General features: G+C 60.8%; 14 protein-coding genes. 2 read left to right on the top strand and 12 right to left on the bottom strand.

The annotated features are described in order from the left end of the window. Positions 1-20 precede the first annotated feature (20 nt). The 11 genes from ACQRAJ_RS02810 to ACQRAJ_RS02760 all read right to left on the bottom strand — a co-directional run bounded on the left by ACQRAJ_RS02810 (position 21) and on the right by ACQRAJ_RS02760 (position 10,459). Entirely contained in the window at positions 21-1,268 is a 1,248-nt protein-coding gene (locus ACQRAJ_RS02810) for a DUF4013 domain-containing protein (protein WP_427747674.1), read from the bottom strand. 150 nt (positions 1,269-1,418) lie between these two features. Beyond that, positions 1,419-2,441, bottom strand: coding sequence for a YitT family protein (locus tag ACQRAJ_RS02805; RefSeq protein WP_427747673.1), 1,023 nt, complete (start codon positions 2,439-2,441; stop codon positions 1,419-1,421). A gap of 207 nt (positions 2,442-2,648) precedes the next feature. Continuing rightward, positions 2,649-3,170 carry an Asp23/Gls24 family envelope stress response protein gene (locus tag ACQRAJ_RS02800; protein ID WP_154514821.1) on the bottom strand — a complete coding sequence of 174 codons (522 nt, stop codon included), beginning with the start codon at positions 3,168-3,170 and terminating at the stop codon, positions 2,649-2,651. 44 nt (positions 3,171-3,214) lie between these two features. Next, complete coding sequence (locus tag ACQRAJ_RS02795; protein ID WP_427747672.1) at positions 3,215-3,592, bottom strand: DUF2273 domain-containing protein; 378 nt, start codon at positions 3,590-3,592, stop codon at positions 3,215-3,217. Next, positions 3,585-4,130 carry a hypothetical protein gene (locus tag ACQRAJ_RS02790; RefSeq protein WP_175406071.1) on the bottom strand — a complete coding sequence of 182 codons (546 nt, stop codon included), beginning with the start codon at positions 4,128-4,130 and terminating at the stop codon, positions 3,585-3,587. Before ACQRAJ_RS02790 ends, ACQRAJ_RS02795 begins: the two co-directional genes overlap by 8 nt. A gap of 165 nt (positions 4,131-4,295) precedes the next feature. Further along, complete coding sequence (locus ACQRAJ_RS02785; protein WP_154514825.1) at positions 4,296-5,102, bottom strand: YebC/PmpR family DNA-binding transcriptional regulator; 807 nt, start codon at positions 5,100-5,102, stop codon at positions 4,296-4,298. A gap of 165 nt (positions 5,103-5,267) precedes the next feature. After that, the gene (locus tag ACQRAJ_RS02780; protein ID WP_427747671.1) at positions 5,268-7,451 is read right to left on the bottom strand and encodes a DUF6020 family protein; all 2,184 of its coding nucleotides are present in this window, start codon (positions 7,449-7,451) and stop codon (positions 5,268-5,270) included. 146 nt (positions 7,452-7,597) lie between these two features. Next, positions 7,598-8,419 (bottom strand): prolipoprotein diacylglyceryl transferase, encoded by an 822-nt coding sequence (gene lgt / locus ACQRAJ_RS02775; RefSeq protein WP_427747670.1) that lies wholly within the window; start codon positions 8,417-8,419, stop codon positions 7,598-7,600. 109 nt (positions 8,420-8,528) lie between these two features. Then, positions 8,529-8,807 carry a NifU family protein gene (locus ACQRAJ_RS02770; RefSeq protein WP_427718265.1) on the bottom strand — a complete coding sequence of 93 codons (279 nt, stop codon included), beginning with the start codon at positions 8,805-8,807 and terminating at the stop codon, positions 8,529-8,531. A gap of 188 nt (positions 8,808-8,995) precedes the next feature. Next, on the bottom strand, positions 8,996-9,520 hold the full coding sequence (locus tag ACQRAJ_RS02765; protein WP_154514829.1) for a deoxycytidylate deaminase: 525 nt from the start codon (positions 9,518-9,520) through the stop codon (positions 8,996-8,998). 87 nt (positions 9,521-9,607) lie between these two features. Then, positions 9,608-10,459 (bottom strand): type III pantothenate kinase, encoded by an 852-nt coding sequence (locus ACQRAJ_RS02760; RefSeq protein WP_427747669.1) that lies wholly within the window; start codon positions 10,457-10,459, stop codon positions 9,608-9,610. A gap of 306 nt (positions 10,460-10,765) precedes the next feature. On the opposite strand from ACQRAJ_RS02760, the gene ACQRAJ_RS02755 reads away from it, so the two are divergent. Together ACQRAJ_RS02755 and ACQRAJ_RS02750 are read left to right on the top strand one after the other, a co-directional pair. After that, positions 10,766-12,469, top strand: coding sequence for an OPT/YSL family transporter (locus tag ACQRAJ_RS02755; protein ID WP_427747668.1), 1,704 nt, complete (start codon positions 10,766-10,768; stop codon positions 12,467-12,469). Positions 12,470-12,678: 209 nt separating this feature from the next. Further along, complete coding sequence (locus ACQRAJ_RS02750) at positions 12,679-13,818, top strand: DUF389 domain-containing protein (protein WP_427747667.1); 1,140 nt, start codon at positions 12,679-12,681, stop codon at positions 13,816-13,818. Here the strand turns inward: ACQRAJ_RS02750 and ACQRAJ_RS02745 are convergent. Next, a complete protein-coding gene (locus tag ACQRAJ_RS02745; RefSeq protein ID WP_427747666.1) occupies positions 13,775-14,632 on the bottom strand; it encodes an aminoglycoside N(3)-acetyltransferase in 858 nt (285 codons plus the stop codon). The genes ACQRAJ_RS02750 and ACQRAJ_RS02745 overlap by 44 nt on opposite strands. Positions 14,633-14,744 lie beyond the last annotated feature (112 nt).

Genomic DNA, 14,744 nt, shown 5'->3' with positions numbered 1-14,744 from the left:
CCAAATGGCAGGTGACAGGGCTACTCGTCTTGCGGGTCCTCGTCGGAGCTTGGCGCGGGCTCCGTCGTGGGCTCGGGCTCCGTCGTGGGCTCGGACTCCGGCGCAGATCCCGGGACAGACTCAGGCTCGGGCTCAGGCGCGACATCCGGAGCACTGTAACCCGAAGGAGCGGACTTCTTCTCGAAGGGCAATACAAACGTCAGGACGTCGTCCTTATCCTCGTCGGCCCACTCGCTTGCATAACGTGCGACCCAATAGCCAACGGCACGGTGCTTGAGCATCTTGCCAAAGACCGTTAGAAATACGGTGACGAAAGCGATCAGCACCAGGAACAGCACGAGTGAGATGCCACCGCCGCTAACAATTGCCTCAATACCCGTAGGACGATAGTAGTAGCTATACATACCGACAGAGGCAATGGCGCCAAAGACCGCCGTCAAGATCCATGTGACAACGTTGGCGACCAGGCCCGTCAAAAACTCGGGAAGGAATGAAGCGCAGAACAGCTTGGTCTTATTGTTCTTAAAGGCCGCCCAGACCTTGTCGAGCGAAAACGCGCTCTCGACGCGACCGGTCACCGCAAAGTGCATCACGGCGATATCGGCGAACATCTTAAAGAAGACTCCCAGGACCGCCGTGGCAATCATAGCCAGGACAAGCAGGCCAAGCGAGCCAAACAGCGCAGTCTCGAGCGCAGAAGAGCCGTAATACGAATACGAGCCCGCCGCGCCAATTACCACGCTCTCCACCAGCGAAAGCACTACACCAATAACGGGAATGGCAGCGATAATCTCGAGCACGACCGAAATAACGCTCGAAAAGACCCCGAGGCCAAACGATGTGGAACGCATCAACGGACGATCCATACCGTCATCGATCTTAAGCGACAGGTCGCGACCCCACTCGATGCCAAAGCCCGAACCGCACACACTCGCCACGCAGGCGGCCAAAAAGCCGATAGCAGCTGCAATACCGCCGATAACGGGAATGAACAGCACGAGCACCGACACGACACAGATAAGCGCCGGCAAAAAAGCAATCTGGCACACGCGCTGCAGCACGCCCGGAGTCTTGGTCATGTCTTGGAACGCCTGAGCCACACAGCCCTTTGGCGCATTCGCCACGGGCGGTTGCGGAACAAACTGCTGGGGCTGAGACTGTCCCTGGGGAGCGGGGCCGGCGGCCTTGACCTCGGTATTAGGGGCACCGCACACGCCGCAGAACTTGTCGTTATCGCCCATGGGGGCGCCACACTGCGAACAGAACATCGAAATCATCCCTTCGTATCTAGAGCGAATCACCTGGATCGCAAACGACGTCTTTGGCAACATTATCGCGCAATGTGGGGACAAATACCCCAAGATGACCGATTTGAAACGTAGGCGGCTTTATTCAATGGTTCGAAGGGTATATCCGCGCTAGTTCGTGCCGCGGAAGCCCTTGCCCACGATCTCGGAGCTGTCAACGATCGTGATAAACGCATCTGGATCGATATCGCGGGTATAGCGGCGCAGTTGCACTGCCTCGCGACGGCTCAACACGCTCATAATCACTGTGACGCAATTGCCCGAGAAGGCACCGTAGCCGCGGCTGATCGTTGCCGTGCGGTTGAGATGCTTGACGATAAACTCCTCGACTTTGCGCGGTTCGGAGCAAATAATCGTACAGACCTTGCGCAAGTGAATGCTCTCGATGGCCTTGTCGACCACAAGCGTCTTGGCAAACAGGCCGAGCACGCAGTACAGGCCAACGCGCGGACCGTACAAAAAGGCCGCGATGGTCACGATGCCGATATCGACCAGTAGCAAGGCGCGTCCGATCTCGAGCGTCGTGCGACGCTTGAGGATCATGGCAAGGATATCGGTGCCGCCCGTCGAGGCGCCAATATCAAAGACGATGGCACTGCCCAGCGCCGGCAAGATAACGGCAAAGCACAGGTCGAGCCACATATCGCCCGTCATCGAAACATCCGTCGGAATGAAGAGCTCAAACAGCGAGACGTAGGCCGAAAGCGCAAACGAGGCAAAAACGCTCCACAGGATTGCCTTGCGCTCCAAAAAGATAAAGCCCAAGACGACGAGAACCGCATTGATGATCCACATAAAGACGCCGACGGGCAGAGTCGGGAACAGCGTGGAAAGAATGACCGACACGCCCGAGGTTCCGCCGAAGGCAAAGTGATTGGGGGTTTTAAAGGCCACGATGGCGAACGCCGTGAGGATCAGGCCCAGATTGAGCTCGGCGAAAAAGCGCGGGAAGCCCGGCTCCTGGCTGCGCTTGCGACCGGCACGCTCGCCGCGCTCGATATCGGCGCGATCGACCACGCGCTCCATCGGCACCACGGGAGGACGATGCACCTCCTCGGCGGCACGCGATGCCGCCTCTGCCGCAGCGGCCTCAATCGCCCATGCCTTGCTTTCTGTTTCGTGCTCGTCGGCCATTACGGCAACCCCTCGTTAACAATTTGGAAACAATGCGCCCATTAGGGTAACGCGGAGCGCGAAGATTGCAACCCCTAGTTAGACGAGCGGTATGCCTACATCGGGGGCATATAGAAAACGGTCGACCGCACTTTTGCTTGCGCGGTCGACCGTTTAGCGTTTTCGCAGGTACAACCTATCGAAACAAACCTGTCCCTATTTGGTAGGTTACTCGTGCTGGCTGGTGCGGTGCTCGTACTCCTCGGGGGTGATGACATCCTCGATGCGCAGGTTGACGCCTGCCACCTCAAGGCCGGTCATCGCGGCCAGACGCTCGGTCACGCGCGCCTTAACGTCGTCGAAAATCGCGGGTGCGTAGGCGCCGTACTCGATAATGACGGAAATGTTGACGACCACGCGGTTGTCATCGGTGACCTCGACCGTCACGCCCTTGGTCAGGTTCTCGGCACCAAACTGCTCCTGCACAAAGTGCATAAGGTTGCCCTTCATGCCCAGGACGTGCGGCACCTCGCGGGTGGCCATGGCGACGATCTTCTCGATCACACCGTTGGAATAGGTCAGCGAATCCTCGGACTCGTCCGCTTCCTCATCATCCTCGTCCGCATCGTCGGCGGGCTCGGCCTCGACGAGCGCCCCGTCCTCGAGCGTTACGTCCTCAGCCTCGGCGGCAACGGTCTCGTCTGCCTCGAGCTCGGTATCGGCCACATCGACCTTCGTGTTAAAAGCCATGGTTCCTCCTTATGCCCACCGCACACGCGGCGGTCGAATACATACTAGCGGCCGCTAAACAGACGGCCGAAGAAGTTGACGATCCCGTTCTCGCCGTCACGGATCTGGCCAATCACGGCGCCGATCAGCACAAAGAATGCGATGACGAGTGTGTCCCACAGGCCGAGCGTGAGCACCAGCACGGCGAGCACAAAACCAGCGACGGCTCCGAGCGTGGTGTTGGGATGACGGACGGCATAGCTCCAGATGGCCGCCCCCGTACCCTTGATGAGACCCATGGCCTCGTCAAAGTCGTTGGCGGCGCTGTCGTGCTGCTCGCCGGCCTCGGGCTTGGTGTCGGCGGACTCGCCTGCCGGCGTAGCGTTCTGGTCGATCGTCAGGCGCGGGGTGCGGACGGTCTTGTCTTGATTAGTATCACTCACCGGAAACCTCCACGGTCTGGACGGTAGTCTTGGACGGCAAAAAACGGACGCGCGCGGTCGTGCCCGGCGTGCCGAGCATGGTGTCGCAGGCCTTCTCGATGCGCTGCTGCATTGAGGTGGCAAGAGCGGCAACGTCCTTATCGTCGAGCGCGATGGCTTCGACCTTAAAACGAACGCGCGACTCGTCGGAGCCTTGAACGCGTGCCTCGATACGCTCAACCATCACGCGATCATCGCACTCCGCCGCGGCACGGGCGCACGAGGAAAGCGCTGCGAGGGTGACCTCGATGTTGCGCTCCCCCGCCGGATGCACGCAGGACGGCTCGCGACGCGCGAACATCAGGCGGAAAAACCCGATGAGCACGCCAAGTGCCACGATGGCGGCGCACACCGTAACGACGACGCGAGGCATGGTGTCACGCAACAGCAGCATAAAGCGATACGTATACGGTCCCCAGAACTGGCAGACAAGCGTGCCCAGCGCCACGATGGCGGCGGCAAGGTACACGATTGCTAGGGCTCGTTTGAGTACGCGCACGCGCGCTCCCTTCAGGTTTCGGTCCACAGAATGCAAAACGATTCGCATCATTATAAAAGAGCCGGGTCCGGTGCCATACGCACGCGGATCCGGCTCATCTATTCCACGAGGCTTGTATGCTCGCTTCATTATGCCCAGATATGCACAGCTTAACCCGTGCAGGCGCTACTCCTCCTCGAGGGCAGCGATGACCTCGTCGGTCATGTCCATGGTGCTGTAAACATCCTGAACGTCGTCGAGCTCCTCGAGACGGTCGATGAGGCGCTGGACCTTCTTGGCATCGGCGCCGGAGACCTCGGTCGGGGTGGTCGGAACCATGGTGGTCTCGGAGCCCTTGACCTGGATGCCCTGCTCCTCGAGCGCCTTGGAAACAGCCATGACGTCGTTGGCGGCGGTCCAAACGATCCACTCCTCGCCGGCGTCCTCGTAGTCGTCGCCACCGGCCTCGGCGATAGCCATCATGAACTCTTCCTCGTCACCGGCAGCACCGTTGGCGATCATGGTCTCCTTCTTGGCGTTCTCGTCCAGGATCTCCTTGGCGACGACGATCTGGCCCTTGCGCTCAAACTGGAAGGCGACGGAGCCGGAGGTGCCCAGGTTGCCGCCAGCGTGGGAGAAGGCGGAACGGACATCGGCGGCGGTACGGTTGCGGTTATCGGTCAGGCAGTCGACGTAGACGGCAACGCCGGCGGGACCATAGCCCTCGTACACGATGTTCTCGTAGACGGCGGCATCGGCACCCGAACCGAAGGCCTTGTCGATAGCGGACTTGATCTTGTCCTTGGGCATGGACTGAGCCTTAGCCTTGGCAACGGCAGCGGCGAGGCTGGCGTTGTTCTCGGGCAGCGGGTCGCCGCCGAGACGGGCAGCAACGGTGATGTTGCGGCTCAGCTTGGAGAAGAGGGCGGAACGCTTGGCGTCCTGCGCGCCCTTACGATGCTTGGTTGTGGCCCACTTAGAGTGTCCGGACATACGTGTCTCCTATCGGTTTCGACCTAAAGCCCAGCGCAGATGCTCGGGCAATATAAACAAACGTCGTTATGATATACCTAGTGGCCTGCGAGATAAACCCCAAAATGAAGGCGTCGTGATGATGCAGCCCCTTGGTGCAAAGTAACCTGTCCCCTTTGCACCAAGTTAGAACCAGAGAAGGTCGCTGCGGGTGATGGTGGCGCCGATGGCGAAGGGCATGCAGGCGATGACTGGATACAGGTAGCGCATGTAGGTCGAGCCGTTGCAGGGACCGATCAGGCACACGGCGAGCACGCCCAGCAGCGGCACCCAAATGGCCAGCCCGCGCCACGAATGACGACGTAGCAGATAGACCACCACAGCGATCATGATCCACACATAGGTGGCCGAGCTCATGGTGAGCGAGATAAACGGGATGCGTTGTACTGCCACGCGATACAGGTTGATCAGGTGGTCGCACCAGCGCACAACCTTGCTATCGACCGGATGGAAGTCGAAGTACTTGAGGTTATCGGGCTTCGCCATGATCTCGGCACTGCGCGCCGTGCTGTAGACCCACGCATCGCGGGCACTCGGATAAAAGTAGCCGTAGTAGTTATTGATGAGCGCCGAGATATAGCACTCGGGATCCTTTTTGAACATCTGGGCCCACACCTCAAAATAGGCCTTGATGTCCTCCTGCGAGGCGTACTCGTTAAAACAGTTTTTTACGGCATCCGACTTGTCGGGGTTGTAACGGCGGCCCAGATTCTCGTACTTAAGCACCCGATCGATCGCAGCGCGTTCCTTATCGGTCACCAGACCGTCGCAGGGAGCTTCCTCAATCGTGCCGTCGTCTTTGACCTTGGGGTTAACGCCCGAATTAAGGCCGTCGTGCTTTTGGACGAAGCGCGCCGTCTGTTGAAACGGAATCGAGAGGATCTCGCGCTTGGAACCCGGCGTGATATCGTGCGCGGGCATAAAGACCTTGGTAAAGTACATGTTGGAGACAAGGCAGAGCACGAGCACCGCGAGAACGCCGGCCCAGCGGAAGCGCGGCGTGGCGCATGAGGGTGCGACGCCAGATTGTTTGACCACGCGACGGGCCACATGCGCGTCCCAGGCGCAAAACGCCGCCGCAATCACGCAGGCCGCCAACGGAAAGACCAGGCCGCCATTGCGCAAAAACGTGGAGCCTATGGCGCCCAGCACGAGCAACAGCCAGTCGTGGCGCGCAAAGAGCACAGGCGTGCGCTCGCCCGCGCGCTCGGCATTGACATCGCGACGGGGCAGGCCACATGCCACGAGCTTGACGGTCTGAACGAGCAGTACCAGAAACGCATCGGCAAACAGTACGTCTTTGGTCAGCAGCGCCGCGTAGTTGGAGAACATCGGCATAAACGCAAAGAACAGCAAGATGACGCCGCGGACCGGCAGGCTCACGCCCAGCTTGCGCAGCGACGATATGGAATAGGCCACGCAGGCGGCCGTGATGACAAATTGGGCGCAGGTGTAGATGGCAAGACCCGCATTGGCGCTATTGAATAGCGAAAGCCCCAGTTGCACACACGAGCCGATGATGGCCGTGTGCACCACCGGATGATGGCCGTTGAGCAGCACGTTGGGGTTAAGCAGGCGCAGGTAGTCGCTCGTGCCGTTGGGGTAGTTGAACCATTGGCGGATCTGCGCGCCCGTATCTCCCATAAAGAGGCCGGGCAGCGAGGCGATAAGCGTGGGCGCCCAGACAATCATGAGCACAAGAAACGGCCCAACAAAAGGATGGACCGAGAGCACGGCGTGGGTAACACGCCACACGCGGCCAAAATGCGCCTCCGAAAACGGAATGCGGCGGGAACTCAACCAATCCAAAAACTCAAAAGCCAGATAGAAGGACACAATCGCCAGAAGCATCCAGCCCGCGCCGCCAATCCAGGCGCAGATAACGCGCGCCTTGTCGCCCAGCACAATCTCGGCCGAATCGGTGAGGTCGTAACTGCGGCCGAACACCATGCAGACGGCAAAGAACAGCGATGGCAGCACGACCGAGGGGCGCCAAGCGTCACCGCGGCCAAAGAACACATAGCGAAACGGCAGCGTGAGCAGGCAGGCCAGCGCGAGCAGCATCACAGCGTCGGTATGGCCGGCAAATGAGAGGAGTACCTCGTAGCACACGTAAAGCATGCCCGTCGCCTTTGGATCGATCGCCAGGACCGCGTTGCTCGACACCGGGGCGGGATCGATGGAAAACGCCGTAGTCGCCAGCAGGGCGAGCAAAAATGCGACGAGCGTCTGCTTGGCGGGATAGCGCTTAAACCAAACGATGCGGGCGGCGTCGCGCGCAGCCGTTGTGGAGAGATCGGAATCCTTCACAGTCCGAAAAGCCTTTCTAGAAACCTGCCAAAAAGGGACAGGTTTATTTTGGCAGGTTTTATCTGGGGAAACGTTACGGTTCTGTCATCGTTGCCTGGCAAAACCGCCACAAAGGCGCCTGTCCCCTTTGTGGTGGTATGTGGTGGTTAGGCGTCGAGATAGATGCGCTGGGGACGGTTGCGACGGAGGGCAAAAATGATGAGCGCCAGGCCGGCAATCACGAGCGGCAAACTCAGCAGCTGGCCCATGGTGATGACGCCGCCCAACAGATAGCCCAGCTGGGCATCGGGCACGCGCACGAACTCAACGAAAAAGCGGACAATGCCGTACCCCATCACAAACACACCCATAAACGTACCCTGGGGCAGCAGCGGTTTTTTGCGGCTGAGCACCTGCAGAATGCAGAAGAGCACAATGCCCTCGAGAAATGCCTCGTAGAGCTGGGATGGATGGCGCGGCATATCGCCCGCGGTGCCGCCAAAGATCACGCCCCAGGGCAAATCGGTCGGCTTGCCCCACAGCTCGCCGTTGACAAAGTTGGCGCAGCGCCCCAGGCACAGGGCCAGCGGAGCACCGATAACGGCAAGGTCGGCGATGGTCCAGGCGTCGAGCTTGTACATGCGGCACACGAGCACGCCGCCGATGATGCCGCCCACCAGGCCGCCATGGAAACTCATGCCGCCTTCGTTGGTGGCAAAGATCTCGAGCGGATGCGCCCAGTAGTAGCCGTCACCGTAAAAGATGACGTAGAACAGACGGGCGCCAATGATGAGGCCAAAGACCACACCAACCACGACACTCATCAGGTCGTCGACCGTAATGTCAAAACCCCAACGACGCTGCGTGCGGTACATGACGACCGCCGTGAGCAGAGCTCCGACCACATAGGCCAAGCCGTACCAGTAGATGGTGATGGGCCCCGCCGAAATGGCGACAGGATCAAGCATATGGTAGAGGTCGTTGAGCATATCGGTCCCCCTGTTCCCTACATACAAATGCGGCCGCGGGCCTTTCGCTCGCAGCCGCACATTTGGGCATGACGTCTATGCGGAGCACATCGCCCGCAGCTTTCGCTTCTCAGAACGGCGCATACTCGTCGTACAGATCCTCGACCTCGCCGGAGGCATTGACCTGCTCGACACGCGTAACGCCGGGCACGTGCTCCTTGAGGATACGCTCGACGCCCATGGAAAGCGTCAGAGCGCTCATGGGGCAACCGGCGCAGGCGCCCTGAAGCTCCAGCTTGACGACGCCCTCGTCATCAACGCCCATATACTCCATGTCGCCGCCGTCGGCCTGCAGGTTGGGGCGAATCTCTTCAAGAACCTTCTTAAGCAGCTCTTCGTTAACAGCCACAGGGGCTCCTTTCTCACAATAACGCGGGCGCGCCCGCGGACAGAGCTATGTTACTACAGCCATGTACCCGCTCGCGAGCCGTCCATGCGCGCGGACACGACTTTCACGAGCAGTTAATTTGACAGTCAATTTGGAACGGGGCTTAATTAGCCGCTTTTGCCAACGCCCGGCGCTCGTACACGCTGCCGCTACTGCTGCGTTTGTTCCCCGGTACCAATGTGGACATCGACGATAACCTGGCGGAAGCTAATGCCACAGGAGTCGAGAATGCGGCGACTGATGCGGCCGTCGTCGGTGTCGGCGTACTTATTGTCCAGATAGACAACCTCGCCCACACCTACCTGCGCCAGGATTTTGGCACAGTCGTGGCACGGGAACAGCGTGACGTAGACCGTGGAACCCTCAAGGTCCTTGAGCGAGCCGCGGTAGTTGAGCACGGCGTTGGCCTCGGCATGAACTACGTAGTTATGCTTGTCCTGCAGCGGGTCATCGCTCGTGCCCCACGGGAAAAAGTCGTCGTTGAGCGCCGAGGGCGTACCGTTGTAGCCCACCGAAAGAATGCGGTGGTTAGTGCTGGCGATGCACGCGCCCACCTGCGTATTGGGATCCTTGCTGCGGCGCTGCGCGGCGATTGCCACGCTCATAAAGAACTCGTCCCAGCTAATAACGTCGCGGCGCTTGCCCGACGCGGTTTGATGAAGATCGTCCGACATGGCAGACACCTCCGAAATCGAAATAGTTTGGCCCATTGTAGCAGGTGAAAGGTGGGGCTGTTTCTCCCGGCGCCGACGTCCTTGGCTTTATGCGCGGCGAGGCTTTTGGTTGATGCGGTACAGCTCGGCGAGACCCCGCAGCGTCAGCGCGTCGTCTACCGTCAGGCTGTGGCCGACCAACGCCGCGAGCGCCTCGGCATCGTCGCCGGTGATGACAATGGGCACGCTGCCCTCGCCTGCCGCCTTGGTCGAGCGCATCTCGGCAAGCACCATGTCGAGCATGCCGTCGATACGGGCCACCTCGCCCAAGACCACGCCCGAGCGCATGGCCTCGCGCGTGTTGCGACCGATCACATGCGTGGGTGCCGAGGGCTCGACTTGCGGCAGGCGCGCCGCAGCGGCCGAGAGCGAGCGAGCGCCGAGCGCCAGCCCCGGCGCGATAACACCGCCGACAAAGGTTCCGCGTGCATCGATGACCTCGATATTGGTCGTAGTGCCCAGGTCGATCACGATGCACGGAGAGCCGTAGACGGCACGGGCCGCCACGGCGTCGGCGATGCGATCGGGACCGATCTCGGCCGGGTCGTCGTAATGCACGGGCATGCCGGTCTTAAGTCCCGGCCCCACGGTGAGCACGCGCCCCGTGCAGGTACGGGAAAGCGCTACCTTCCACGGGCGCTCGAGCGCCGGGACCACGCAGCTCAACACAGCAGCCGCGGGCACAAGCGCACCCGGCATGCCCGCATCGGCCGCCAGTGCGGCCATGACCCGCGCGAGACGCATGCGCGCCTCGTCTGCTGTGATGCTCGATGGCGTGGTGATCTCGCACGTCGCAAGCGGACATTCCTGCGCCGCGGCCGAATCCTCGGCAAACAGGCCAAAGCGAATGAACGTGTTGCCCACGTCGACCGTCAATATATATGCGCACCCATTAAGCATCGTCGGCGCTCCTTTCGTCTGCCCAGCAGTATATCGCCTACCCGAACCAGCCATCCCAGGTAGTCATTTTGGGACGGGGCTATTTTAGCTACCCCAATATGTCGGTTGATATTTGCCCCAATCCCAGATAATTCGTCGTCTGTCAAAGGGTAGCTAAAATAGCCCCGTCCCAAAATGACTACCTTGCCGCTATACTGATGCGCGGTCGTGCGCGAGCTCACGCGGCGGCCCTTGGTAACCCGACTTCCCGCGCCGTATCCGTAGCGGCGCTTGCGGGGGAAGCGGATATACGCAAAGGAGTTCTATATGGGCAATCCCTCGAACCGCACCTCTATGCGCGGTCAACTCACGCTGCGCGGCGTCGTCATCGGCGTCCTTGGCTGCGTGATTATCACGGCAAGCTCGGCCTACACGGCCCTCAAGATGGGCGCCCTCCCCTGGCCGATCATTTTCGCTGCCGTCATCTCGTTGTTCTTCCTTAAGCTCATGGGCAATGCCAGCCTCAACGAGGCCAACGTTACCCACACCATCATGTCCGCGGGTGCCATGGTCGCCGGCGGCCTGGCGTTTACCATCCCGGGCGCCTGGATGCTGGGCTATGCCGACCAGATCAGCTGGCTCGACATGTTTATCGTGGCGCTCGCCGGCACCATCTTGGGCCTTCTGGCAACGGCGCTCATCCACCGTCACTTTATCGTGGACGCCGCGCTGGAGTTTCCCACCGGCAACGCCGCAGCCCAGACCCTGCGTGCTACCGAGGCTGGCGGCAAGACCGGCAAGCAGCTCTTTGGCTCCATGGCCATCGCAGGCATCTATAGCGTGCTGCGCGACGCCCTGGGCGTGGTGCCCAGCATGCTGTGCACGCTCAATATCCCCGGCGTGACCTTTGCCATCTACAACTCGCCCATGTTGCTGTCCATCGGCTTTTTGGTGGGCTTTGCCCCCGTCGCCTTCTGGTTTGCCGGCGCGCTGCTGGGCAACTTTGGCATTATCGTCGGCGGCACCGCTGCCGGCCTGTTCGATATTGTGACCGCGCAGGGTATCGTCAAGTCCTTAGGTATGGGCCTTATGATGGGCTTTGGCGTCGCCGTCGTCCTTAAAGACATCCTGCCGCAGGTCGCCGGTATCGTCCGCGGTCTTGCCGCCGACAGCTCCACCGATACCGACGAGCAGTCGCTCATCTCGGGCTCGCTTAAGCTCGACGCCGGCATCATCGGCCTGGGCAGCGCCGCCATGGCCGTGATCATCGCCATCGCGCTCGACCTTGGCCCCGTCCCAGCCGTCATCGTCACGCTGTTCACCTTTGTCACCACCATCATGAGTGCGCAGAGCTGCGGTCAGACGGGTATCGACCCCATGGAGATCTTTGGCCTCATCGTCATGCTCATCGTAGCGGCCTTCGCGCAGCTTGCGCAGGTCAAGCTGTTCTTTATCGCCGGCATCGTGGCCGTGGCGTGCGGCCTTGCGGGCGACGTCATGAACGACTTTAAGGCCGGCGCCGTGCTGGGCACCAACCCGCGCGCACAGTGGATCGGCCAGGCCATCGGCGGCATCGTGGGCGCACTGGTCGCTGCCGCCGTCATGGTCGCGCTCGTCACCGCCTATGGTCCGGACGCCTTTGGTCCCGTCAAGAGCTTTGTGGCCGCGCAGGCAAGCGTAGTCGCCACCATGGTCTCGGGCATCCCGAGCGTGCCGTGGTTCGCAGGCGGTTTTATCGCCGGCATCGTCATGTATTGGCTCGGCATTCCGGCCATGATGATCGGTCTGGGCGTGTACCTGCCGTTCTACATGTCGCTCACGGCCTTCTTGGGCTCCTGCGTCAAGCTCGCCTACGACAAGTGGGCCGCCCACCGCGACGCCACTGCCGGTCTTTCGGGCAAAGAGAAGGCTGCCGAGGATGCTGCCTTCCAGGAGCAGGGCCTGGTCGTTGCCAGCGGCCTGCTGGGCGGCGAGTCCATCGTCGGCGTTATCCTGGCGTTTGTCTCCGTCGGCCTGAGTCTGCTGGGCTAAACCCAACAACAACGTACCCGTACAGAGCGCAGGGTCAGAGACCATCCGGCCCCGCGCTCTGTATCTGTCGACACACTCGGCCGCAACCGCATTTGACGTCCCCCTTACCTGCTCGTCTAAGTTTCACGTCAAGATGACCACCCCGCCCGCCACGGTGTAGAGTACATGCTGCGAGCGCACCCGCGTTCCTGCGGCAATACGAGGTGGACATGGAACTCGACAAACAACAGATCAAGCGACTACGCAAACGCCATCACCGGCGCCACGGCATTCGACCTGCCCATAGTGAGGCCCTGGAGAACACCGGCCGCTTCCTAAAGCGCGCATTCAACATTCGCGAGGGTCGCGCGCCCTATCACGTGATTCGCAAGCGCTTTGTAAACGGGGCGCGGCTGACCGGCTCGCACTTATGCATCCTCATCATCGCCATGCTCATCGCGAGCATCGGCCTCGATATCGACTCGGACATTGCCATCGTGGGCGCCATGCTCATCTGCCCACTCATGGGGTCGGTCCTTGCCATGGCATATGGCATCGCCACGCTTGACCGCGAGATTGCCGTCGAGGCCGTCGCCGGCCTCGCGCTACAGATGGCCTTTTGTCTGATCACGTCCACGCTGTATTTTAAGCTCTCGCCCCTTGGCACCACCACGGCCGCCATCATCGACAACTCGACACCCACTGTGTGGGACCTTGCCGTCGCGCTCGCGGGCGGCTTTGCGGGCGGGCTGGGCAACTCGCGTGACCAGGAACCTGCCACGCTTATCGCCGGCGTGGCCGTGGCGACCGCGCTCATGCCGCCCCTGTGCGCGGCGGGCTATGGCATCGCCATCGCAAGCGGGTCGCTGTTTCTCTCGGCGCTTTACGAGTTTGGCATCAACGTGGTCTTTATCGCGCTGGCGGCCGAAGCCGTATTGCTTCTCTTACGTGTACCGCTCAAGCGTGACCTCAACGGCGACGGTATTGTGACTGCTGAAGAAAACGCCGAGGTCGACGAGCTGTCACGCAAGGTGCGCCGCCGCATCATTGTAGGCACGGTAGTCTTTGCCATCCCCTGCATCGTTATGACGGCGGGGTCTATTGGCTCGGCGCAAGCCGGCGTGCAGGACGGCTACGGCGTCACCGAAACCACGCGCGAGCTTGCCGCGGTACTGCCGGGCTTTAAGGATTACACCGTCGCCGTCGAGACCTCGGCCACCGAAGGCGACGAGAGGGGCATCGTCGAGCGCGAGATTGTCGCCCATGTGACGACAAGCGAGGCGCTCGGGGCACACGACCGCCACGTCGCTCGCAAGCTCATCGACCTCAACGTACCCGAACTCGATCGCGTGGAGTTCGATGTGGCGTGATGCGGGAGCCGCGATGGGGCTCGGCGCGACCGCGATGACGTTCAATCCAGCTCACGGCAAAATCGACGAGCTCACGCTGACGCATAAAGCGAATCGTCCCGTTGCCAAGCGGCGCGGTGTGAACCCTGCATTCCCGCTCAAAGGCAGCACCGATCTCATCGAAGTCCTCGCCATCGACAAAGAGCGTGCGGTATTCCTTCCACACGCGCTGACCGTTTTCCATAATTGCACTGTGCTCCACGCAATCATGCTTGCCGGGGTATTGCGCACGGGCATCTGCTAAATGCAGCGACGTGTTCTTGTCGTAGCCCACGCCTACGAGCAAAACGTAACCGTCCAGATCGTACAGACGCGAAATGGGCGACCCGTCGCCAAAGATGTTGCTTAAGTCATGGTTCTCCGTCAGGAACTGGGCACGTGCACCGTTTGCCGCCACCGAACGCGCCGGATGATCGCTCCTGAGCGTTCCTGGCCATGTGCGAAACATCTCAGCCACCGCACCCATCGTGTTGGTGGGCGTGATGCGTTTGTCGTAGGCAGGCCAGTTATCGCGAATCAGTTGCCACCACTCTTGGGGTTCCTGCCAATGAACACCACTTGCGGGGTCCAAGTTTTTCCATGATTGCGTCGGCATCATGACGGTGCCGGTTTCGCCCACCGTCTGGAGCAGCGCCTCGATCACTGGTTGCGCGCCGCCGCACACATATCCAAGTGCGCTGAGCGAGCAATGGACCATAACCGTCTGCCCCGCGCACATACCGACGGCGGAGAGCGCGTCGAGGATATCCTGCTTAAGCACGATTTGCCGATCCATTGCCGTTCCCCCTCTATCCCCACGCATCAGTTGCATTTGCGTCAGGCGCCAAAATGGCACACGGGCCATGCGGCGCACTGACAATGCAAAAGATACGTTTCTCAATGTTGCC

The organism is Collinsella sp. SGI.184 (assembly GCF_050313415.1).
GTDB lineage: Bacteria > Actinomycetota > Coriobacteriia > Coriobacteriales > Coriobacteriaceae > Collinsella.
This window is presented reverse-complemented; position numbering and strand designations above follow the sequence as displayed.

Coding starts and splice junctions, on each gene's coding strand:
- ACQRAJ_RS02810 (WP_427747674.1), bottom strand. CDS start 1,268: ATGTTCTGTTCGCAGTGTGGCGCCCCCATGGGCGATAACGACAAGTTC.
- ACQRAJ_RS02805 (WP_427747673.1), bottom strand. CDS start 2,441: ATGGCCGACGAGCACGAAACAGAAAGCAAGGCATGGGCGATTGAGGCC.
- ACQRAJ_RS02800 (WP_154514821.1), bottom strand. CDS start 3,170: ATGGCTTTTAACACGAAGGTCGATGTGGCCGATACCGAGCTCGAGGCA.
- ACQRAJ_RS02785 (WP_154514825.1), bottom strand. CDS start 5,102: ATGTCCGGACACTCTAAGTGGGCCACAACCAAGCATCGTAAGGGCGCG.
- lgt (WP_427747670.1), bottom strand. CDS start 8,419: ATGCTCAACGACCTCTACCATATGCTTGATCCTGTCGCCATTTCGGCG.
- ACQRAJ_RS02765 (WP_154514829.1), bottom strand. CDS start 9,520: ATGTCGGACGATCTTCATCAAACCGCGTCGGGCAAGCGCCGCGACGTT.
- ACQRAJ_RS02760 (WP_427747669.1), bottom strand. CDS start 10,459: ATGCTTAATGGGTGCGCATATATATTGACGGTCGACGTGGGCAACACG.
- ACQRAJ_RS02755 (WP_427747668.1), top strand. CDS start 10,766: ATGGGCAATCCCTCGAACCGCACCTCTATGCGCGGTCAACTCACGCTG.
- ACQRAJ_RS02750 (WP_427747667.1), top strand. CDS start 12,679: ATGGAACTCGACAAACAACAGATCAAGCGACTACGCAAACGCCATCAC.
- ACQRAJ_RS02745 (WP_427747666.1), bottom strand. CDS start 14,632: ATGGATCGGCAAATCGTGCTTAAGCAGGATATCCTCGACGCGCTCTCC.